Genomic DNA, 20,856 nt, shown 5'->3' with positions numbered 1-20,856 from the left:
CTTCACGCAGGCCACGGCCATGCCCAAGGTCGCCCGCTACATCAGCGAGCAGGCCAAGCTCAAAAGCATTGCCATCATTTACGTGAACAACGACTTCGGCAAGGGCGGCCTGGACATGATCAAGAAGGCGCTGGCCAATTCGCCGACCAAGGTCGTTACCGAGATTTCCACCGAGCCCGGCCAGATTGACTTCTCGGCTGCCGTGCTGCGCGCCAAGCAGAGCAATGCCGAAGGTCTGTTCGCCTACTCCAATGAAGAAGAGTCGGCGCGCCTGCTGCGCGAGCTGCGCAAGCAGGGCTGGAGCAAGCCGATTGTGGGCGAGACCACGCTGACGGGCCAGAAAGTGATCGACCTGGCGGGTGACGCTGCCAATGGTGCGGTGGCCCACGTGGGCCTGACGGTCGACGCACCCCTGCCTGCCATTCGCGCCTTCCGCGCCAAGTTCGAGAAAGAGTACAAATATGTGTCCGACCACAACGGCATGAAGGGCTACTCCGGTATTTACGTACTCAAGTCAGCGATTGAAAAGGCCGGCAAGCTCGACCGCAAGGCCGTGGCCGCTGCGCTGCACACGCTCAAGGTCAAGGCCGCGGATCAGCCTGGTGTGCTGATGGACGTCAGCTTTGACAGCAAAGGCGACCTGGACCGCGAAAGCTTCATGGTGGAAGTGAAGAACGGCAAGCAGGAGGTGGTCTCCATACTGCCGCCCCTGAGCGCCGCGGCTGCGAAGAAGTAAATCCACAGAGTCAATCGACAGCCTCCCGGTGGTATGCCGGGTCGGCGCCGGACCTGCCTTCCAGGGCCGCCAGCTGACCCGCTGCCGCCCTCCCTGTTCTTCCAACCCCACGGATGTGAGTGTTAGACCCATGACCGACTTTCTCCAACTCTTTTTATCCGGCCTGGCCACCGGCAGCATTTATGCGCTGGCCGCCCTGGGTTTCACGCTGCTGTGGCAGGCCTCGGGCACCATCAATTTCGCGCAGGGCGAGTTCGTCATGCTGCCGGCCTTTCTGATGCTGGGCTTCATCTCGCTGGGCGCCCCCATGCTGGTGAGCTTCGTGATGACCGCTTTGCTGGCCGTGCTGCTGCTGGGCTGGATCTTCAAGCGCGGCGTGGTCGATCCGCTGTTCAAGTATGGCATGATGCCCATCGTCGTGGCCACCATCGGCCTGTCGATCGCCATGCGCAACGGCGTGCGGGCCGGCTACAGCGCCGAGGCCCATCCCTTCCCCAGCCTGTTTGCCGACAAGCTCTACAACATTGCCGGCGTCACGGTCACGCTGCAGGACATTGGCACCTTCGCACTGGCCATGGCTATCGTGCTGGCCACCCAGGCCTTTCTGGCCAAAACCGTCACCGGCCGCGCCATGCAGGCCGTGGCCCAAAACACGGAAAGCGCTTCGGTGCTCGGCATCAATGTGCCGCGCATGATTTTCTACACCTTCGCCATCAATGCGGTGCTGGCGGTGGCGGCCGCCATGCTGGTCACGCCCACCTACCTGGCCAAGTTCGACATGGGCGAGGGCCTGGGCACCAAGGCCTTCTTTGCCGCCATCATCGGCGGTTTCAACAACTCACGCGGCGCGTTGCTGGGCGGCCTGATTGTCGGCGTGTGCGAAAACCTCGCCTCGGCCTACATCTCGCCGGCCTACAAGGACGCCGTGGCCCTGGTGATTTTCATGATCGTGATCCTGTTCAAGCCGCAAGGCCTGCTGGGCAAAAAAGAGGAGCGCAAGGTATGAAGCTCTTGAACCATAAATTTGCGACCGTCTTCACCGTGCTGGGCGCCTTGCTGGTGCTGGTCGCGCCGCAGTACCTGAAGAACTACGGCATCTACCTGCTGACCTACTGGCTGGTCTTCATCATCGCCACCATGGGCCTGAACCTGACCATTGGCTATGCGGGCCAGAAATCCCTGGGCCATGCGGCTTTCTTCGGCATCGGAGCCTACACCGTGGCCATCCTGATGAAGGCCGGCTTCAGCTTCTGGCTCGGCCTGCCGGCCGCCGCCCTGATCTGCTTTGCCGTCGGGCTGATCCTGGGCTTTCCGGCGCTGCGGGTGCAGACCATTTACCTGGCCTTCGCCACCTTGGGCTTTAACACCGCCATCTGGCTGGTGATGCGCAACGAAGAGTGGCTGACCGGCGGCACCTTCGGCATCAACAACATCGCGCGGCCCGTGCTGCTGGGCTACTCGCTCGAAGCCAACCGGCCCTACTACTACTTTGTGCTGGCGGTGACGCTCATTCTGTCCGGTTTGCTGTGGGGCTTGCTGCGCTCCCCCTGGGGCAAGGCCTTCAAGGCCCTGCGCGACAACCCGATACGGGCTGAAAGCCTGGGGGTGGACATTCGCAACTACACGCTGCTGAGTTTTGCCATCGGTGCGGTTTATGCTGGTATCGCGGGTGCGCTGTTTGCCTCGCTGGTGCAGTTCATTGAACCGGCGCCTTTCACTGTGGCGGCGTCCATCATGATGTATTTGATGGTGGTGGTCGGCGGTGCCGGTTATTTCCTGGGGCCCATCATCGGTGCCGCTGTGGGGGTGGTGCTGCCGGAATGGCTGCGCGACGTACCCTTTGTTTCCAACTGGTACCTGCCGATGTTCGGTGCAGCGGTGGTGGTGCTGATGGTCTGGCTGCCCGACGGACTGCTCAGCATCCCGGACCGCATCCGGGACCGGCGCGCCGCGCGGGAAGCTTCGGCTGCACGCATGGCCGCCGCCCAAAAGATCGGAGTCGCATCATGATCAACCCCGTCCTGAAAGTCAGCCAGCTCAAGAAGGCCTATGGCGCCATCCAGGCCGTCGGTGGCGTGTCGTTTGAAGTCATGCCCGGGGAAATCTTTGGCGTGATCGGCCCCAACGGCTCCGGCAAAACCACCATGTTCAACAGCGTGCTGGGGCAGATCAGCCCGGATGCCGGCAGCATTGAGCTCAGCGGCAAAAACATCACCGGCCTGTCGCCGCTGGAGCTGAGCCGGCGCGGCGTGGGCCGCACCTTCCAGACGCTGCAGGTGTTTGGCAAGATGACCGTGCGCGACAACCTGATCGTCGCCGCGCAGGAACACCAGGGCAGCCTGCTCAGCCGGATGTTTGCCCCCGGCGACTCCGGCCTGGGCGCCAAGGCGGACGAGCTGATTGATTTGTTCCGCATCCGCCATGTGGCCGACAAACCGGCGGGCTCGCTGAGCTACGGCCAGCAAAAGCTGGTGGACATTGCCATGGCCTTCATGAGCGAGCCCGACCTGGTGCTGCTGGACGAACCCTGCGCGGGCGTCAACCCGAGCCTGGTGGGCGGCATCTCCACCCTGCTCAAGCAGCTGAACAAGACACGCAAGGGCTCCTTCGTGGTGATCGAGCACAACATGGACTTTGTGATGGATTTGTGCCACCGCATCATGGTGATGGTCGAAGGCCAGGTGCTGGCCATTGGCACGCCGGCCGAGATTCGAGCCAACAAAGAGGTGCTCGACGCCTACCTGGGGAACTGACATGTCCAACGATATCTGCATTGAATTCGACGATGTGGTGGCCGGTTACAAGGATTTCATGATCCTGAACAACCTGTCGTTCAAGGTCAGGCGCGGCTCCATCACGCTGCTGCTGGGCCCCAACGGCGCGGGCAAGTCCACCGTGCTGAAAACCCTGTTTGGCCTGCTCAAACCGCGCCAGGGCAGCATCCATCTGGACGGGGCCGACATCACCGGCGCATCGCAAAAAGAGTTGCTGGCCCGTGGCATTGCCTTTGTGCCGCAGGGGCGCAACCTGTTTGGCCAGCTCACCGTGTTCCAGAACCTGGAGCTGGGCGGCATCACGCTGGGCACCAAGACCACGCATGAGCGCATTCCCGAGGTGCTGGAGTTCTTCCCGCGCGTCAGGGAGCGCATCCACTCGCAGGCCTCGGCGCTGTCGGGCGGGGAGCAAAAGCAGCTGGAGATTGGCCGCGCCCTGTTGCTGCGGCCCAAGGTGCTGCTGATTGACGAGCCCTCCATCGGCCTGTCGCCGATGGTGGTGCAGGACGTGTTCAAACTGTTGCAAAAGCTGGCCTCGCAGGGCACCACGGTGCTGATGGTGGAGCAAAACGTCAAGAGTGCGCTCAAAATTTCCGACGATGCGATCGCACTGGAGTCGGGCCAGCTGGTGCTGCACAAGCCGGCCTCAGAACTGCTGGCCGACCCCAATATCGAGCGGCTGTTCCTGGGCGGTGGGCATGTCGCCCAAGGCATGGCCGGTGTCGCACTTTAATTTCATGGCAGCTCTAATCAGGAGAATCTCATGAGCACAAACAATCCGGCGCCGCATCCGGCTGACGCCAAAGACCGCGAATCCATCCCCGAAGTGGCCAATCCGCTGGGGCTCGATGGGATCGAGTTCATCGAGTACACCACCTCCAAGCCTCAGGCGCTCGGGCAGGTGCTGGAGATGATGGGCTTTCGCCCGATTGCCCGGCATCGCTCCCGCGAAGTGCTGCTGTACCGCCAGGGCGGCATCAATGTGATTGTCAACGCCCACATTCCCATGCTGCCCGACGGCGCGGCGCCCACCGACAAGCCGGTGATTGCGGCCGTGGCCCTGCGTGTCCGCGACGCGGCAGCAGCCTACCGCAGCGCCCTCGACCGTGGCGCCTGGGCCGTGCCGGCGCGGGTGGAGGTGATGGAGCTGAACATCCCGGCGATTCACGGTGTAGGCAAGAGCCGCATCTATTTTGTGGACCGCTATGAAAAGTTCTCGATCTTCGATGTCGACTTCGTGCCCATCCCGGGTGTGGACCAGCACCCACCGGCCGTCGCCGGCCTGCATTTTTTTGGCATCGTGCAGTACATCGGCAATGACCGCAGCGAAGACTGGGCCGAGTTTTACCGCGAGCTGTTCGGCTTCACGGAGCTGCCCAGCGAGCAGCGTTTTGGCATCCTGCCCAAGGGGCGCATTCTTCGCAGCCCCTGTCCGGCATCCTCCCGTTTCCATCTCCAGCTGATCGAGCCCGAGGCCAGTGTTCTGGACGTCGAAGGGGATGAGCGCATGCAGCGCATCGGGCTGGGCAGTCCCGACGTGCTGGCGGCGGTTGCCGAGCTGCGCAAGCGCGGCGTCGAGTTCGTCGAGTCCAGCGGGGTGCATACCGAAGACCGCGGTGCGCTGACCAAAACCTGGCTGGGCAGCGTGACCTTTGAGCTGGTACAAAACAAGCGCGGGTGACATCATGAGCCACTACAGCGGAAACATTGATGACTTCGGGATGGACACCATCTCGCTGGCAGGGCCGCTTGAGGCCAAGCTCAAGGCGGTGCGCGAAGCCGGGTTTACGCAGATCATGCTGGCCGCCCGGGACCTGGTGGGCCACCCGGACGGCCTGGAGGCGGCGGTGGCCGCCGTGCGCGCCAGCGGCCTGCGGGTGACCGGCTTTCAGGTGCTGCGCGACTTTGAAGGGCTGTCGGGCCACCTGCACGAGTACAAGATGGCTATCGCCAAGTCCATGCTGGAGATGTGCCACGCGCTGGACTGCCGTCTGCTGCTGGTCTGCTCGTCAACCTCCACCCATGCCACCAGCGAGACCGATGCGCTGGTGCGCGATCTGCGCAAGCTGGCCATGCTGGCCATCCCCATGAACATCAAGGTGGCCTACGAGGCGCTCTCATGGGGCCGCACCATCAACGAGTTCCCGCAGGCCTGGGACATCATTTGCCAGGCCGACATGCCCAATCTGGGGCTCGGCTTTGACTCCTTTCACATGTTTGCCAGCAAGACCCCGCTGGACGAGCTGGACATGCTCGATCCGGACAAGATCTTCCTGGTGCAGCTGGCCGACTTCATGTGGAACGAGATCAAGTCGGTGGAAGAGCGCATTGCCACGGCCCGGCACTTCCGTGTGTTCCCGGGCGAAGGGGTGCACAGCGAAGCGCTGGCCGCGCTGGTGACCAAACTGCATGAGCTGGGCTACCGCGGTGACTACAGCTTTGAAGTGTTCAACGACGACTACCAGCAAATCCCCTTGCCGACGGTGGCGCAGCGCGCGTGGCGCTCGGCGCTGTGGCTGGGCGAGGATGTGCTGCGGCGGTCGGTGCCGCTGCCCAACCAGATTCGCCTGAAGCGCTAGTTTTTCAACATGATTGATTCCGTATGAGCAGTATTTTTGAAGGTTTTTTGTCCACTTCCGAAGTGCTGGAGGCATTCAACGAGCGCAACTTCATACAGGCCATGTTGCGTTTTGAAGCATCCCTGGCGCGCGCGCAGGCCCGCGCCGGCCTGATCCCTGAAAGCGCGGCGCAGTCCATCATCGGGACCTGCAAGGTGGACCTGTTTGACGTGGCCAAAATCGTGCGGGAAAGCGGGCGGGCCGGCAGCATTGCGATTCCGCTGGTCAAGAGCCTCAGGGACACGGTGGCCCTGTTCAATGCCGAAGCGGCCCGGTTTGTCCACTTTGGCTCTACCTCCCAGGACGTGATTGACACCGCGATGGCCCTGGTCACGCGTGAAGCGCTGGCCCTGATTGAAGCCGATCTGAACAAGGCCGTTGGCGCGCTGCTGGAACTGGCTGAACGCCATGCGGCCACGCCCATGCTGGCGCGCACGCTGATGCAGCCGGCCTCGGTCACCAGCTTTGGTTTGAAATGCGCAGGCTGGGCCGCGCCGCTGGTGCGCAGCCAGCAGCGTCTGCGCAGCGCAGCCGGCAATGCCCTGAGCGTGCAGCTGGGGGGTGCGGTGGGAACGCTTGCGCAAATGAATGGCAAGGGCCGGGAGGTCACGGCGCTGATGGCCAGTGAGCTGGGGCTCAAAGCACCGTCATCGGTCTGGCATACCCAGCGCGATGAGTGGGTGGCGCTGGGTTGCGAGCTGGCCTTGCTGGTGGGCAGCCTTGGCAAGATTGGCAAGGACATTGCCCTGATGGGGCAGTATGAAGTGGGCGAGCTGGCCGAGCCGGCAGAGCCCGGGCGCGGTGGCTCGTCTGCCATGCCGCACAAGCGCAACCCGGTGGCCTGCATGGTGGCGCTGGCCGCCGCACAGCGGGCGCCGCAGCGTGTGGCGTCCCTGCTGGCGTCCATGCCGCAAGAGCATGAACGTGCCTTGGGCAACTGGCAGGCCGAGTTGGCTGAGTGGCCGGGCCTTCTGATGTCGGCCCACGGCTCGGCCCGCGCCATGGCGCAGGCGCTGCCTGGCCTTGAAGTAAACACGCAGCGCATGCGCGCCAATCTCGATGCCCTGCGCGCGGCCTTGCCGCAAGACGCTGCCGACGAGTGGTTCAACCCCGAACTGGCCCAGCATGCGGCGCAACTGACGCTGGCCCAGGTCAAGTCATTGCGTGAATTGAAAGCACCTCATCAAGAACCTTAAGGAAATCAAGGACGGTCAGCATGAACGATTACGACAAAGGCATGGTCAACCGCCGCCGCGTACTGGGCGATGCGTGGGTCGACAAGGCGCAGGCCAACAGCAATGAATTCAACGCCGAATTCCAGAGTCTCATCACCCGCTATGCCTGGAACGAGATCTGGGGCCGGCCTGCTTTGGGGGACAAGACGCGCCGCCTGATGGTGATCTCGATGATGATTGCCCTGAAGGCCTACGAAGAGTTCGAGATGCACGTGCGTGCCGCACTGGATGGCCCACCCGAATCGCGGCTGACGCCGGAAGAGATCAAGGAAATCATCCTGCAGGCCGCGGTTTACTGCGGTGTGCCGGCCGCCAACCATGCGTTTGCGTTGGCTGGCAACATCCTGCGCGAAAAGGGACTGTTGCCAGCCAAAGGCTAGACCGCTGCGGGCGCGGCCTCCTGCCATCTTGCCCGTGTCTCGTTTTTTTTGAAAGTTGCCTATGAAAAAACCGGCTTTGCATTGGATTGAAGAAGGGCAAGGGCCCACTGTGGTGCTCAGCCATGCGCTGGGCTGCGACATCAGCATGTGGGATGGCGTGGCGGACCTGCTGAAAAGCCGTTACACCGTGCTGCGCTATGACCACCGGGGCCATGGGGCGTCGGAAGCGGTACCCGGGCCTTACAACATGGACATGCTGGCAGACGACGCCGCAAGTCTGATCAGCGCACGCGCGGCAGGACCGGTTCATTTTGTCGGCCTCAGCCTGGGCGGCATGACGGCACAGGCGCTTGCTGCAAGGTACCCGCAGTTGCTCAAAAGCATGGTGATCGCCAACGCGGCCAGCTGGTACGACGAGGCGGCCCGCGGCCTGTGGCAAGCGCGGGTGAAAACAGTGCTTGAGCAAGGTGTTGCCGCGATTGCTGATGGTGCGATGCAGCGCTGGTTCACACCCGAGTTTCGGGCGGACCAGCTGCATGGCGGCGCGCAGCGCGTGGCCGCCTTGCGCCGCCAACTGGAGCGCACCGATGCAGCGGCTTATGCCGCCAGCTGCGAAGCGGTGGCGGGCATTGATTTTCGCAGCAGCAATCTGGGCATCGCCTGCCCGGCGCTGGTGATCGCCGGTACACGCGACGAAGCGACGCCGCTGGCCATGTCGCAGCTCATGGCCGACGCCATTCCCGGCGCGCGGCTGCGCACGCTGGAGGCCGCCCACCTCAGCGCGGTGGAGCAGCCCGAGGGGTTTGCCCGGCTGTTGACCGAATTTTTTGAAAGCGTGGAATAGAAGCGTGGAATAGCCATGCCTTCCATGCATCATCCCAGCCGGCGCATTTCTGTCATTTGATCGAAGGAAAAGCAGAGCCGATAATCACGGTTTCCGATGCCCTGCAAAGCCTGCGTACCGTGGAAGCGGTGCGGCAGTCGATTGCCAGCGGCAAGACGGTTGCCCTCAAAGATTTGAACTGAAAGACTTTCCATGAAAACAGCTCTGGTGCTCAATGGCCCCAACCTCAACCTGCTGGGCACGCGCGAACCCGCCGTGTACGGCTCGCAAACGCTGGCTGACGTCGAGGCCTTGTGCGTGAAGGCCTGCGCCAGCCATGGATTCAAGCTCGACTTCCGCCAGAGCAACCACGAGGGTGTGCTGATCGACGCCATTCATGAGGCAGGCCGCGCGCAGGCGGCCGGCACATTGGCCGGCGTCATTCTCAACGCCGGTGCCTACACCCACACCAGCGTGGCCCTGCATGACGCCATCAAGGGCGCCGGCGTGACGCTGATCGAGCTGCACATCAGCAACGTGCATGCGCGCGAGGCCTTCCGCCATCACTCCTACATTTCGCCTGCCGCCAAGGCCGTGATGGCCGGGTTTGGCGTGAAGGGCTACGGCCTGGCAATAGCAGGTTTGGCAGCCCTGGCCGAGCTGGCCCAGCCAGCCTGAGCTGCCTGATGAAGCCTGCCGGGCGCTGACGCATGCCGCCGCCCCTTAAGTTCCCGATTGACGAGCGTGAGGTGGAGTTCAGCGCCATCCGGGCGCAGGGTGCCGGCGGGCAAAACGTCAACAAGGTCTCGAGTGCGGTGCACTTGCGTTTCGACATCCCTGCGTCGTCACTGCCTGAAGAGATCAAGGCACGGCTGCTGGCGCTGAATGACAGCCGCATTACGCAGGAGGGCGTGCTGGTCCTGAAGGCGCAGCAGCATCGCACGCAGGAGATGAACCGTGCTGATGCATTGGCACGTTTGCAGGAAGTCGTCGACAGCGTGTCATCACCACCCAAGCCCCGGCGCGCCACCAAGCCGACCTATGGCTCCAAACAGCGGCGGCTCGAAGGCAAGAGCCAGCGCTCCGCCATCAAGGGGCTGCGTGGCCGGGTCAGTGAATAAAAAGCATTTCTTACTCAGCAGTCCGAAAGTAGTGCGACATACTTTGTCATCCTGAGCGCAGCGAAGGATCTCGGTATGCTGGCAAGATTCTTCGCGTTGCTCAGAATGACAGCATGGCTGGCGTCGCCTGAGTAAAGCGTCAGGAGCTTGCTGCCTGATGTGTCTGCCGTCAATTTCACGCACCTTCAGCTTTACGGATCCCAGACCGGCTTTTCAAACGCAGCCGCCAGAAACTCCACCATGCGCCGCACCTTGACTGACAGGTGCTGACGGCTTGGGTACACCGCTTGAATGTCCAGCGTGGGGGCGAGGTATTCGGGCAGCACCTCCTGCAGGCGGCCCGCTTTCAGGTCCGGCCCCACGATGAAGGTGGGCTGCAGTATGAGGCCCTGGCCAGCCAGGGCGGCCGCCAGACAGGTATCGCCCGAGTTGGTGCGCAGCCGGGGCTGGGTGATCACTTCCACCCGTCCGTTGGGCCCTTCAAACGCCCAGGTGTCGCCGCCTGACCAGTAGGTGTAGGCAATCACCGGGTGCTTTGCAATGTCTTCGATACGGCGAATGCGCGCCTGCCGCTTCAGGTAGCCAGGCGCGGCGCACAGCACCAGCCGCGTTGCGGCCAGGCGGCGCGACACCAGGCTGGAATCCGGCAGCCGGGCAATCCGGATGGCCAGGTCATAGCCGTCATCGATCAGATCCACCACGCGGTCAGACAGCGTCACGTCGAGTGTGACCTGCGGGTACTGCTGCAAAAAACGGCCCCACAGCGGCGCCAAATGCAGGTTGCCGAAAGTCACCGGTGCATTGATGCGCAGGCGTCCGGCCGGCTGGGCGGTGTTGGCGCTGGCTGCGGCATTGGCTTCGGCCAGTTCATCGAGGATTTTGCGGCAACGCTCAAAATAATCCATGCCTGCCTCGGTCAGCGACTGACGGCGCGTGGTGCGGTTAAGCAGGCGCGCACCCAGGCGCGCTTCCAGTTCCAGCAGCAGCCGCGACACCATGGCCTTGGAGGCACCCAGCCGCTCGCCCGCTTTGACAAAGCTGCCGCTTTGCACGACGGCAACGAAAGCTTCCATCTGGCGAAACTGGTCCATGAGCTTTCGGGTTTGGGAAGCTGTTTTAGCAGGGGATAAAAATTATTGTCTCTTATTTAAAGACAATTAATCAATAAATCTATTATTTATCTTTTTTGGGTAGACAACTACAGTTCTTCCATCCCATGCTTTAAATCCAAGGATTCCATCATGTCTGCCCATGCCCTTCCGGCCCTGTTTATCTCGCACGGCGCACCGCTGTTTGCCATTGAGCCCGGTGAGACCGGGCCGGCGTTGACGCGTTGGGCCCGGGCGCTGACGGAAACGAGGGGACAGGAACTGCGGGGCGTCGTGATCATGTCGCCGCACTGGATGACGCGCACGCCGGCCGTGATGACGAACCCCGCACCGGCCACCTGGCACGACTTTGGCGGTTTTCCGCAGGCGCTGTACGCGCTGCAATACCCGGCGCCCGGCAGCCCTGAACTGGGCCGGGAGGTGCTGGGCTTGCTGCAGGAGGCCGGCATCGAGGCGCAGGGCGACGACCGGCGTCCGCTGGACCACGGCGCCTGGGTGCCGTTGATGCACCTGCTCCCGCAGGCCCAGGTGCCGGTGGTGCAGGTGGCCTTGCCCATGTCCTACGGCCCGGCCGAGACCTATGCCATGGGCCGGGCGCTGCGTGGTCTGCGCGAGCGCGGCGTGCTCGTGATCGGCTCGGGCAGCATGACGCACAATCTGGCTGAATTTTTTGGCGGGGCGCGCGAGCCGGCGCCCTACGTCGTCGAATTCAGCCGCTGGGTTGAGTCGGCCCTTGCGCGCGGCGACCTGAGCGCGCTGCTGGACTACCGCCGCCAGGCACCGCACGCACAGCGTGCGCACTCGAGCGAAGATCATTTCTTGCCGATCTTCTTTGCGCTGGGCGCGGCAGAGTGGGGCGGCCCGCAGGGCGCACGGCCCGACTACCTGAGCCGCGAGGTGATGTACAGCATGCTGGCGATGGATACCTTTGCCTTGTCTGCGCCACTGGCTGCGCCGTAAATATTGCCTGTCATTTTTTGAGTCAAAAAGCCATGGAGCCCCTGATGAATCTTGATCTTCCGCTATCGTTTTTGCAGCGACCCGCTGCTGCCGCCACGGCCCAGCCGTGGCTGCTGGTGCTGATGCATGGCATCGGCAGCAATGAACAGGATCTGTTTGGCCTGTCGTCTTACGTGCCGCCCCAGTTCCACGTGCTGAGCCTGCGCGCACCGAATGTGATGGGATTCGGCTCCTATGCATGGTTCGAGTTTGGCGTTACTGCGCAAGGGCGCGTCATCAATGAAGCGCAGGAGGCGGCAAGCCGCCGGCTCGTGGCGCAGACGGTGGAAGCTGCCGCACGGCAGCTCGGGGTGCCGCCTGAGCGCGTGGTGGTGGGCGGCTTCAGCCAGGGCGGCATCATGTCGCTGTCGCTGCTGCTCACGCAGCCGCAGCTGATGCGGGCGGCCATGGTGCTGCACAGCCGGCTGCTGCCGCAGGTGCTGCCCCTGGTGGCGCCTGCCGACCAGCTGCGGGGCAAGCAGCTCTGGGTCAGCCACGGCCTGCAGGACACGGTGATTCCGCTGGCCAGCGCGCACGACATTCGCGACCGTGCCTCGCACCTGCCGCTGGCGCTCAGCTATGCCGAATTCCCCGGCGGGCATGAGATCAGACCGGCAGAGCTGCAGGCCGCCATGCAGTGGCTGGAAGCCCTCTGCGTGACGGGGCTGGTGCACGGGTGAGGTTCTTGCTCCGACGCGCGCCAGCTTGCTGCTGGACTTGGTTTGCTATCAAATTAATAGCTATTTGTGCCTGTCCTGTTTGGGCTGGAGGCCGATTTGGCTTATCTCTGAGTCGAATGCGCCGTGCCGTGGCTGTTTGACAGTAGCGAGCCAAAATCAGCTGGTTAACGCGTCCCGCTTGACATTTTCGCCCTGGTTTTGATGTGCAGCACCGCCTGATCAGTGGGGCCTAGTCGTTAAGTAGTTTTGCACGAGACAAGGCACGCGAGAGCGCCGAAACGCTCGTATAACCAGAGTCTTTGGCTGCTCTTTTCAGTCCAAGCCCTGACTGCACTGCCCGGTGGGCAATCGATAAGCGCACGTACCCCAGGTACTTGCCAGGCGGGTGATTCATGACTTCCCGAAACCTGGTGGCAAATGAGGTGCGGGACATCCCGGCTTCTTTGGCCAACGTGTCCAGATTCCAATCGTTTTGCGGCGCGGCGTGCATGGCGACCAGCGCACCAGCGATACGCGGATCCGCGAGCCCGTTGAAGAGTCCGCTCGTCGTCCGAGGATGCGCAACCAAGTGTCGCAGCAGGCCAATAAAAAGAATGTCCCCAGCCCGGTCCAGGAGCGCTGGCTGACCGCAACGCGGCTCCAGAAGTTCCGAGGAAATCAGGTGGATCACATGATTCAGTGATGAGTCGGCCCCATCAAGTGGGACCACAAGCTGTTGCGTAAATTCACCGAGGAGCAAGGATGCAACAGGGCCTTCCAGGAATGCCTTTGCACATATCAGTGTTTCAAATGCTCTGCCAGATAGCGGCGTCAACGAATGGGCTCTGTCTGCGCGGCAAATAACGATAGCGGGCGCTGTAACGGTCACGAAATCTTCGTGGGGAACACTTAAGCGCACTTCACCTTGCGCAACCAAATGCAAATACAGCAGTTGCCCTGAAGTTGCTTCGAAGCTTACTGTTGAAGTGCCGATTTCTGCTCGCATGACCTCCACTCTGGGCGCTAGTCCTTCAAGCAGGGCTGACAGACGATCTAGCCGAATTGGGTTGTTCATTTTGAACGAATGGCAAACGTAATTGAATTTTTGATTGCAGATAATACAGCACAATGTGCCGATCGGACAATCTCAAAGGGCGCCGGTCACATTGTTTTCGCGCTGGCCCCTGGAGCATTTGACGCCCGCCACTAGCCGATGCTGGCTGTTTTTTCCACCCAAAAGGATGAGTCAATGAAAGCGCAAGCCCTGATGCCGCGATATCCCGTCCCGGCCCTCAATGTCCCTCTGACTACTGAGGGCCGGTTTGTCCTTGGCGCTATGCCAGGAGAACGTTTTGACCTCGTGGTCTTCTACCGAGGCCTTCATTGCCCGATTTGCGCGAAGTACTTGCTTGAGTTGGAACGCCTCGCGCCAGAATTCGCGACACGCGGGGTTCAGGTCATCGCTGTTAGCAGCGACGACGAAGAACGCGGCAAGCAAATGGCCGACAAGGTCAAAGCCAGCGCGGTCAAGTTCGCCTATGGTCTGAGCTTGAAGAGCGCCCGTGAGTGGGGCCTTTATATAAGTTCTTCTCGCGGGACGACTTCAATCGGAATTGATGAGCCCACGTTATTCAGTGAGCCTGGCGTCTTCATTGTTCGACCGGACGGGACGCTGTATTACGGCGCGGTTCAAACCATGCCGTTCGCGCGCCCACAATTCCAAGACCTGCTGGGCGCGATTGATTTCGCGATCGCCAAGGACTATCCGGCACGTGGGGAATACACGGCAGAAGTCTGATGGGCCGATGAGGTCTTACCCTTGCACTCAGATTTCCCCGCGGCGTGACGTGCTACTGCGTTCGCTGGCGCAGGTTCGCTGCCCGGTGCACGCGATTTACGGCCGCGAAGATGCGCTCTATCAGGGGAAAATGGAGGCACTGAGCTTGGCCCTGCAACAAGCTCCTCACTTCAAGTCGCTGACCTGGATTGAGGAGGCCGGGCACTGGGTCCAGTTTGAGCGGGCCGAGGCCTTTGACCAGGCGCTGCTCGCCACGCTCAACGCGGCCCAGTAGACAACACGGCGGCTGTGCTGCCCGCTGCACCTGCGGGCAGCTTGCTTTTCCTTACTTTTCGATGGCCAGCAACTCGACGTCAAACGTCAGCGTGGCGTTGGGCGGCACCACGCCACCGGCGCCACGGTCGCCATAAGCCGTGGCCGGCGGGCAGGTCAGCGTGGCCTTGCCGCCGACCTTGATTTTCTGCATGCCCTCGGTCCAGCACGGCACCACGCGGCTGAGCGGAAAGCTCGCGGGCGTGCCGCGCTTGTAGGAGCTGTCGAATTCCTTGCCATCGGCCAGCGTGCCGCGGTAATGCACCTTGACCGTGTCAGAGGCTTTGGGCTGCGGCCCGGTGCCGTCAACGCTGTGCACAATTTTGACGCCTGAAGAAAGCGTCTCGGCAGGGGCCGCAGCGAAAGCGTTGCAGGCCAGGCCCAAGACGGCAGTCAGGGTGGTGCTCAGAGCTACAAGTTTTTTTGTGGTGTTCATGGTGATCAACGTGAAACAGAATGGAAAGGGCAAGACGTTTTGAGCCAGCGAATTGACGCTGCGCCGCTGGATTATCTCTGCCTGGCAAGGTGCGCTGTAACCGAACGCTACGGTGCCAGGATCGGCCTGCACAACCCCACAGTTGAGCCCAGGAAGAGGTCAGCCGGGCCGCGCATTTCGGGCGGGCTCCGGCCGACATCAGGCTGGCCGCAGTGTGCGCCAGTTTGCCGCCGGACTGGATATGCTATCGAATCAGTAGCTGCTTGCGCCCATTCTGTTTGGGCTGGAGGCCAATATGACTTGTTTTTGAGCGGATGCGCGGTGTGGTGGCTGATTGATAGCAGCGTGCCCAAACCAGCCGCTCAGGCTCACACCTCGTTGGAATCACGGAACCCGCTTCAGGCTCATACCTCGTTGGATAAGGCTCACCCTTGCAAACCCACGGGAAATTGGATACATTTATCCAATGACTACTTCATCGGTTCTTGCCGAACGCCTTCGCGCCGATATCGACTGCGGTGTGTGGGAGCCCGGCGTAGCTCTGCGCCAGGAAGAACTCGCGGCGCGCTACGGGGCGAGCCGAATACCCGTTCGAGAGGCCCTCCAACTGCTTCACGCGGACGGCCTCGTCGTGGTCGCGCCGAACCGTGGAGCCTGCGTGGCATCGCTTCGCGTCGACGAGATCGACGAGATCTTCAATCTGCGCGTGTTGCTCGAAACTCACCTGCTCGCCGAGGCGATACCGCAGCACAGCCCCAAGACTTTGATCCGGCTGGAAGCGGCCCAGAAAGAGCTTGAACTCGAGGACAGTCGTGCGGGGTGGATGACAGGCGATCGTCGCTTTCACGAGGCCCTGTACGAGCCGGCAAATCGCGTTCGCACGCTGCGCCTGGTATTGACGTTGCGTGGACAAGTGGAGCGGTACGCATTCACCCAGATTGGGCCTCACACGCGTCGCGCCGAGTGGAAGCGCGAGCATCGCGAACTGATCGCATCGGTTCGTGCGAAGGACATACAAAGCGCCATCCGTTCCCTTTCCGATCATCTCAACGAGACGCGTACCGTGGTGCTGCGTCAGATTCAAACCGCCAACGCGCACGAGGAGCTTTCATGAAACCGCATGTCGTCGAGATCGACTGGGAACGAAACGGAAGCAAATTCACGGACCATAGGTACAGTCGAGCGCACGTGTGGCGATTCGACGGCGGCGCGAAAGTCCCTGGCTCCAGTTCCCCGGATGTTGTGCGAGTACCTCTTTCCGACCCGTCCGCTGTCGACCCGGAGGAAGCCTTCGTTGCTTCCCTGTCCAGTTGCCACATGCTCTGGTTTCTGGACCTCGTCGCGCGCGACGGGTATGTTGTCGACAAATACGCCGACCGTGCGGAGGGCTATCTGGCGAAGAGATCCGATGGAAAGCTGTGGCTGTCACGAATCGTTCTAGCGCCTTCGGTGACGTTTTCCGGCAAGCTGGTGCCGACCACTGAAGCGGTGGATGACTTACACCACAGGGCACATGAGGAGTGCTTTCTTGCGAACGCGGTAAAGGCTGAAATTGTCGTTCAAGGCACTTGGACTTACGACGTCTTGGAATATGACGGGAATCGGTGACGAGAGCCACTCAACTGAACATTACCTTACCCCATGGATTACCCGTTCAGCCGAGGGAACACGAATGCACATCACCTGCTGCGAACTACCGGACCGCTTTGACACTGCGGATTCCGCAACCTGGGACGGGCTCCACAAACATGTGGAAGACCAGGGCACAAGGCTCTTGGTGATCAACGAAATGCCCTTCGGTCAATGGCTCGCGGCGTCGGATGTGTATGACGCGGCGCAGGCGGCAGAAAGCATCTACGCTCATGATCGCGGTATAGCCAAGCTCGGCAAGCTGAACGCTTCGGCCATCATCTCTTCCAGACCCATATCGTCTCCCACGAAGCTTGCAAACGAGGCATTCCTGCTGCGAGACGCCGGCTATACAGCCATACATCACAAACACTATTTCCCGGAGCAGTCGGGATTTTTCGAGAAGACATGGTTCGAGCCAACTCGCCCTGGTTTTGAAGTCATCGAAGTGGGACCGTTGCGTATTGGGGTGCTGTTGTGCACCGAACTGATGTTCACGGAGTGGGCAAGGCACTATCGCCGCCAGGGCGCGAACGTGATTGCGATTCCGAGAACCAGTGGGGTGTCAATGCGCTACTGGCACACAGCGGCCGCGATGGCCGCTCTGGTGTCTGGGTGCTATGTGGTCAGCTCAAACCGGAGCTCCCTGGACAAGGGTGCATTCGGAGGAGGTGGTTTCATCTTCTCCCCCACCGGCTCGTTGCTGACACGCACAACGCCCGACCGCCCGATAGTCACCGTTGAGCTCGACTTCGAAGCCGTCACGTCAGCTCAGAGAGCCTATCCCTGTTACGTGGAAGAGATAATCTGAAACTGTCGCCGCCGAAAGCCCCGCGCGAACGGCCGGTCATGGCCGGGTGCGGGTTCTGGTCCCCGTGAATTCATCGCCATATTGCCGGCGGTCAAGATGCCGAAGTCAATGTCTGGTTTGGAGTTGGCAGTTTGAATAGGCGTAGGTCAGCAGTCAGTCTTGACCTGCCCCTTGATGCACACGCTCGGATGACCGGAGTTGGCCGACAGCTTCCATCCCATGCCACCACCTTGATTTCAAACAAAATAGGCCTCCCGCCCTTTTGGATTGGGCGGAGCAAGCTATGAAATCAATAGCGAAATGAATCCGCCCCGGGCCTGTTGCAGCCCGGCGCGGTTCCTCTCTCACGCGTAGTCGTCGACCGGCACGCAGCTGCAAAACAGGTTGCGGTCGCCGTAGACGTTGTCGACGCGGCCCACCGGCGGCCAGTACTTGGCGTGCTGGGTCTTGCTGAGCACGGCCGCGCCCACGTCGCGTGAATAAGCATGGTTCCACTCGCCCTTGAGCAGGCTCAAGGCCGTGTGCGGTGCGGCCTTCAGCGGGTTGTCGTCCTGCGGCCACTCGCCCTTTTCGATGCGGCGGATTTCCTCGCGAATCGCGATCATCGCGGCGATGAAGCGATCCAGCTCGTCCAGTGTTTCGCTCTCGGTGGGCTCCACCATCAGCGTGCCGGCCACCGGGAAGCTCAGCGTGGGCGCGTGAAAGCCATAGTCGATCAGCCGCTTGGCCACGTCTTCGGCGGTGACGCCGCTGGTTTCCTTGAGCGGGCGCAGGTCCAGGATGCACTCATGGGCGACATGGCCGTTTTCGCTGGCGTAAAGCGTCGGGTAATGGTCTTTCAGCCGCGCGCTGATGTAGTTGGCGCTCAGGATGGCCACTTCCGTCGCTTGCTGCAGGCCCTCGGGGCCCATCATGCGGCAGTACATCCAGCTGATGGGCAGCACGGCGGCGTTGCCCAGCGGCGCCGCCGACACGGCGCCGACGCCGTTGACCGGCAGGCCGGCCGTGGCATGGCCGGGCAGGTAAGGCGCCAGATCGGCCACCACGCAGACCGGGCCCACGCCGGGGCCGCCGCCGCCGTGTGGGATGCAGAAGGTCTTGTGCAGGTTCAGGTGGCTGACATCGCCGCCGAACTCGCCCGGCGCGGCCACGCCGACCAGCGCGTTCATGTTGGCGCCGTCCACATAGACGCGGCCGCCATGGCTGTGCACCAGCTGGCAGAGCTCCTTCACATGGGTTTCAAACACGCCGTGCGTGCTGGGGTAGGTGATCATCACGCAGGCCAGATTGGCGCTGTGCTGCTCGCATTTGGCCTTCAGGTCGGCCATGTCCACGTTGCCCTGCGCATCGCAGGCCGTGACCACCACCGTCATGCCGGCCATTTGCGCGCTGGCCGGGTTGGTGCCATGGGCCGACGACGGGATCAGGCAGATGTTGCGGTGGCCCTGGCCATGCGCTTCGTGAAAGGCCTTGATGACCAGCAGCCCCGCGTACTCGCCCTGCGAGCCGGCATTGGGCTGCAGGCTGATGCCGTCGTAGCCCGTCGCCTCGCAAAGCCATTCGCGCAGCTGGCGGTCAAGCTGGGCATAACCTTCGAGCTGGTCTGCCGGGGCGAAGGGGTGAATGTTGGCGAACTCGGGCCAGGTGATCGGCATCATCTCGCTGGTGGCGTTGAGCTTCATGGTGCAGCTGCCCAGCGGGATCATGCTGCGGTCCAGCGCCAGGTCCTTGTCGCTCAGGGCGCGGATGTAGCGCAGCATGCCGGTTTCGGAATGGTGGGTGTTGAACACCGGGTGCGTCAGGAAGTCGCTGGTGCGGCGCAGATCGGCCGGGATCAGCGACTCAATCCCTTTTTCGAAGCTGCTGACCACCGGCACACGCTGGCCTTCTTTGGCAAAGAAGGACCACAGCAACTCGATGTCCCTGCGGCTGGTGGTTTCGTCGAGCGACACGCCCAGATGGTTCGTCAGGCGGAATCTGAGGTTGGCCCCTGCCTGGCGTGCGCGGGAAGCTATCAAATTGGTAGCGTCTCCGGTTTTGACCGTGACCGAATCAAAAGCGCCGGTGTTGGTGATCTCGAAGCCCAGCTCCTGCAGGCCGCGCACAAAAATCGCGGTGTAGGCGGCGACGCGCTGGGCAATGCGCTTGAGGCCTTGCGGGCCGTGGTAGACGGCGTACATGCTGGCCACCACCGCCGGCAGCACCTGCGCCGTGCAGATGTTGGAGGTGGCCTTTTCTCGGCGGATATGCTGCTCGCGCGTTTGCAGCGCCAGGCGGTAGGTGGGGTTGCCGTGCACGTCCACGCTCACGCCCACCAGGCGGCCGGGCAGCGAGCGCTTGAACTCGTCGCGGCAGGCCAGGTAGGCGGCATGCGGGCCGCCATTGCCCATGGGCATGCCAAAACGCTGCGTGGTGCCCAGCACGATGTCGGCGTCCCACTCGCCGGGCGGGGTGAGCAGGGTCAGCGCCAGCAGGTCGGCGGCCACGCACAGGGCGGCGCCATCCGCATGTGCCTGGCCGGCCAGCGGGCGCAGGTCATGGATGCTGCCGGTGGTGGCCGGGTACTGGGCCAGCACGCCAAAGTAGTTGCCCGCCGCCATCAGCTGCGGCACGGTCTCGGTCGCCGAGCTGACCTTGACTTCAATGCCCAGCGGCTTGGCCCGGGTCTGGATCACTTCAATCGTTTGCGGGTGGCAGTCACCGGCCACGATGAAGACATGGCTCTTGCTTTTGACGCTGCGCTTGGCCAGCGTCATGGCCTCGGCCGCTGCCGTGGCTTCGTCCAGCATGGAGGCGTTGGCAATCGGCATGCCGGTCAGATCGCACACCATGGTCTGAAAATTGACCAGGGCTTCCATGCGGCCCTGTGAAATTTCCGCCTGGTAGGGCGTGTAGGCGGTGTACCAGGCCGGGTTTTCAAGCACGTTGCGCAGGATCACGCCGGGGGTCAGGGTGCCGTAGTAGCCCTGGCCAATAAAGCTTTTGAAGACCTGGTTTTTCGATGCAATCGCCTTGAGCTGCTTCAGCGCAGCCGCTTCGGTCACGGGCGCAGGAATGGCCATGGCCGTGCGGCGCGCGATGGCGCGCGGCACGATGCCTTCGATCAGTGCGCGGCGTGAAGCGGAGCCGATGACACTGAGCATGCCCACTTCATCGGTTTCGTCAATGCCGATGTGGCGGGCAATAAACTCGGAGGCGTTTTCAAGCTCGTCGAGCGGCTTGGCGGATTGCATCAACATAAGAGTCCTAAATACAAAATGGTGCGGAAACGATCAATACCCCAAGCGTGCGCTGCGCAGGGCCGCCCCAAGCAAGCACAGCCCCCTCGGGGCTGAGGCCCGCGGCTCCAAGCCCGCCTGCGCGGGCTTGGACGGGCTGAAGAGCCGTCGCCTCTGGCGGCGACTCGTCCAGCGCAG

Annotated in this window: 24 protein-coding genes; 20 read left to right on the top strand and 4 right to left on the bottom strand. The window is 62.2% G+C overall.

The features are described from left to right. The 13 genes from V6M61_RS20460 to arfB all read left to right on the top strand — a co-directional run. Window positions 1–736 (top strand): ABC transporter substrate-binding protein (locus V6M61_RS20460; protein WP_332778450.1); only part of this gene is annotated, 736 nt, incomplete at its 5' end. A 130-nt stretch (window positions 737–866) separates the two neighbouring features. Next, complete coding sequence (locus V6M61_RS20455; protein WP_332778449.1) at window positions 867–1,742, top strand: branched-chain amino acid ABC transporter permease; 876 nt, start codon at window positions 867–869, stop codon at window positions 1,740–1,742. Next, window positions 1,739–2,746 (top strand): branched-chain amino acid ABC transporter permease, encoded by a 1,008-nt coding sequence (locus tag V6M61_RS20450; RefSeq protein WP_332778448.1) that lies wholly within the window; start codon window positions 1,739–1,741, stop codon window positions 2,744–2,746. The genes V6M61_RS20455 and V6M61_RS20450 overlap by 4 nt, the downstream gene beginning before the upstream one ends. Beyond that, a complete protein-coding gene (locus V6M61_RS20445; RefSeq protein ID WP_332778447.1) occupies window positions 2,743–3,489 on the top strand; it encodes an ABC transporter ATP-binding protein in 747 nt (248 codons plus the stop codon). Before V6M61_RS20450 ends, V6M61_RS20445 begins: the two co-directional genes overlap by 4 nt. A 1-nt stretch (window position 3,490) precedes the next feature. Then, on the top strand, window positions 3,491–4,243 hold the full coding sequence (locus V6M61_RS20440) for an ABC transporter ATP-binding protein (RefSeq protein ID WP_332778446.1): 753 nt from the start codon (window positions 3,491–3,493) through the stop codon (window positions 4,241–4,243). Between the two features lie 30 nt (window positions 4,244–4,273). Further along, a complete protein-coding gene (locus tag V6M61_RS20435) occupies window positions 4,274–5,191 on the top strand; it encodes a VOC family protein (RefSeq protein WP_332778445.1) in 918 nt (305 codons plus the stop codon). 4 nt (window positions 5,192–5,195) lie between these two features. Next, the gene (locus V6M61_RS20430) at window positions 5,196–6,089 is read left to right on the top strand and encodes a sugar phosphate isomerase/epimerase family protein (protein ID WP_332778444.1); all 894 of its coding nucleotides are present in this window, start codon (window positions 5,196–5,198) and stop codon (window positions 6,087–6,089) included. A gap of 23 nt (window positions 6,090–6,112) precedes the next feature. Continuing rightward, window positions 6,113–7,324: a 3-carboxy-cis,cis-muconate cycloisomerase gene (pcaB, locus tag V6M61_RS20425; protein ID WP_332778443.1), complete on the top strand. Its 1,212-nt coding sequence runs from the start codon at window positions 6,113–6,115 to the stop codon at window positions 7,322–7,324. Between the two features lie 20 nt (window positions 7,325–7,344). Next, window positions 7,345–7,743: a carboxymuconolactone decarboxylase family protein gene (locus tag V6M61_RS20420; protein WP_332778442.1), complete on the top strand. Its 399-nt coding sequence runs from the start codon at window positions 7,345–7,347 to the stop codon at window positions 7,741–7,743. 61 nt (window positions 7,744–7,804) lie between these two features. Continuing rightward, entirely contained in the window at window positions 7,805–8,587 is a 783-nt protein-coding gene (locus V6M61_RS20415; RefSeq protein ID WP_332778441.1) for an alpha/beta fold hydrolase, read from the top strand. Between the two features lie 56 nt (window positions 8,588–8,643). Then, complete coding sequence (locus tag V6M61_RS20410; protein WP_332778440.1) at window positions 8,644–8,769, top strand: hypothetical protein; 126 nt, start codon at window positions 8,644–8,646, stop codon at window positions 8,767–8,769. Between the two features lie 10 nt (window positions 8,770–8,779). Next, window positions 8,780–9,244: a type II 3-dehydroquinate dehydratase gene (aroQ, locus tag V6M61_RS20405; protein ID WP_332778439.1), complete on the top strand. Its 465-nt coding sequence runs from the start codon at window positions 8,780–8,782 to the stop codon at window positions 9,242–9,244. A 32-nt stretch (window positions 9,245–9,276) separates the two neighbouring features. Then, window positions 9,277–9,687 carry an alternative ribosome rescue aminoacyl-tRNA hydrolase ArfB gene (gene arfB / locus V6M61_RS20400; protein WP_332778438.1) on the top strand — a complete coding sequence of 137 codons (411 nt, stop codon included), beginning with the start codon at window positions 9,277–9,279 and terminating at the stop codon, window positions 9,685–9,687. 191 nt (window positions 9,688–9,878) lie between these two features. On the opposite strand, the gene V6M61_RS20395 is transcribed toward arfB, so the two are convergent. Further along, on the bottom strand, window positions 9,879–10,778 hold the full coding sequence (locus V6M61_RS20395; RefSeq protein ID WP_332778437.1) for a LysR family transcriptional regulator: 900 nt from the start codon (window positions 10,776–10,778) through the stop codon (window positions 9,879–9,881). 150 nt (window positions 10,779–10,928) lie between these two features. Between V6M61_RS20395 and V6M61_RS20390 the strand changes: the two genes are divergently transcribed. Together V6M61_RS20390 and V6M61_RS20385 are read left to right on the top strand one after the other, a co-directional pair. Then, entirely contained in the window at window positions 10,929–11,756 is an 828-nt protein-coding gene (locus V6M61_RS20390) for a DODA-type extradiol aromatic ring-opening family dioxygenase (RefSeq protein WP_332778436.1), read from the top strand. A gap of 44 nt (window positions 11,757–11,800) precedes the next feature. Beyond that, the gene (locus tag V6M61_RS20385; protein WP_332778435.1) at window positions 11,801–12,475 is read left to right on the top strand and encodes an alpha/beta hydrolase; all 675 of its coding nucleotides are present in this window, start codon (window positions 11,801–11,803) and stop codon (window positions 12,473–12,475) included. Between the two features lie 229 nt (window positions 12,476–12,704). Here the strand turns inward: V6M61_RS20385 and V6M61_RS20380 are convergent, their stop codons facing one another. Further along, entirely contained in the window at window positions 12,705–13,529 is an 825-nt protein-coding gene (locus tag V6M61_RS20380; RefSeq protein WP_332778434.1) for an AraC family transcriptional regulator, read from the bottom strand. 174 nt (window positions 13,530–13,703) lie between these two features. Here V6M61_RS20380 and V6M61_RS20375 point away from each other — a divergent pair, with 174 nt between their 5' ends. Both V6M61_RS20375 and V6M61_RS20370 read left to right on the top strand, forming a co-directional pair. Beyond that, window positions 13,704–14,252 (top strand): peroxiredoxin-like family protein, encoded by a 549-nt coding sequence (locus tag V6M61_RS20375; RefSeq protein WP_332778433.1) that lies wholly within the window; start codon window positions 13,704–13,706, stop codon window positions 14,250–14,252. 49 nt (window positions 14,253–14,301) lie between these two features. Beyond that, a complete protein-coding gene (locus V6M61_RS20370; RefSeq protein WP_332778432.1) occupies window positions 14,302–14,526 on the top strand; it encodes an alpha/beta fold hydrolase in 225 nt (74 codons plus the stop codon). A 51-nt stretch (window positions 14,527–14,577) separates the two neighbouring features. Here the strand turns inward: V6M61_RS20370 and V6M61_RS20365 are convergent, their stop codons facing one another. After that, window positions 14,578–15,000, bottom strand: a complete 423-nt coding sequence (locus tag V6M61_RS20365) for an FKBP-type peptidyl-prolyl cis-trans isomerase (RefSeq protein WP_332778431.1) — start codon at window positions 14,998–15,000, stop codon at window positions 14,578–14,580. A 466-nt stretch (window positions 15,001–15,466) separates the two neighbouring features. Here V6M61_RS20365 and V6M61_RS20360 point away from each other — a divergent pair, with 466 nt between their 5' ends. The 3 genes from V6M61_RS20360 to V6M61_RS20350 all read left to right on the top strand — a co-directional run bounded on the left by V6M61_RS20360 (window position 15,467) and on the right by V6M61_RS20350 (window position 17,440). Next, window positions 15,467–16,114 (top strand): GntR family transcriptional regulator, encoded by a 648-nt coding sequence (locus tag V6M61_RS20360; RefSeq protein WP_332778430.1) that lies wholly within the window; start codon window positions 15,467–15,469, stop codon window positions 16,112–16,114. Further along, the gene (locus tag V6M61_RS20355) at window positions 16,111–16,608 is read left to right on the top strand and encodes an OsmC family protein (protein ID WP_332778429.1); all 498 of its coding nucleotides are present in this window, start codon (window positions 16,111–16,113) and stop codon (window positions 16,606–16,608) included. The genes V6M61_RS20360 and V6M61_RS20355 overlap by 4 nt, the downstream gene beginning before the upstream one ends. A gap of 64 nt (window positions 16,609–16,672) precedes the next feature. Beyond that, entirely contained in the window at window positions 16,673–17,440 is a 768-nt protein-coding gene (locus tag V6M61_RS20350; protein WP_332778428.1) for a carbon-nitrogen hydrolase family protein, read from the top strand. 344 nt (window positions 17,441–17,784) lie between these two features. On the opposite strand, the gene gcvP is transcribed toward V6M61_RS20350, so the two are convergent. Then, complete coding sequence (gene gcvP, locus V6M61_RS20345; RefSeq protein ID WP_332778427.1) at window positions 17,785–20,679, bottom strand: aminomethyl-transferring glycine dehydrogenase; 2,895 nt, start codon at window positions 20,677–20,679, stop codon at window positions 17,785–17,787. Window positions 20,680–20,856 lie beyond the last annotated feature (177 nt).

The sequence above is a fragment of the Polaromonas sp. genome, assembly GCF_036676035.1.
GTDB lineage: Bacteria > Pseudomonadota > Gammaproteobacteria > Burkholderiales > Burkholderiaceae_C > Polaromonas.
This window is presented reverse-complemented; position numbering and strand designations above follow the sequence as displayed.